Origin of the sequence: Mammaliicoccus sp. N-M50 (genome assembly GCF_022386995.1) — a bacterium.
Lineage (GTDB): Bacteria > Bacillota > Bacilli > Staphylococcales > Staphylococcaceae > Mammaliicoccus > Mammaliicoccus sciuri_A.
The window spans coordinates 1-207 of sequence record NZ_JAJNJA010000044.1; the positions used below are offsets into that span (position 1 = coordinate 1).

Here is a 207-nt window from a genome sequence, read left to right on the forward strand (position 1 = left end):
AGCGGCGGACGGGTGAGTAACACGTGGGTAACCTACCTATAAGACTGGGATAACTCCGGGAAACCGGGGCTAATACCGGATAATATTTTGAACCGCATGGTTCAATAGTGAAAGACGGTTTCGGCTGTCACTTATAGATGGACCCGCGCCGTATTAGCTAGTTGGTAAGGTAACGGCTTACCAAGGCGACGATACGTAGCCGACCTG

Annotated in this window: 1 rRNA gene; it reads left to right on the top strand. The window is 51.2% G+C overall.

From position 1 onward, the window contains the following. Nucleotides 1-207 (top strand): 16S ribosomal RNA (locus LQ622_RS14990); the annotation flags it as partial.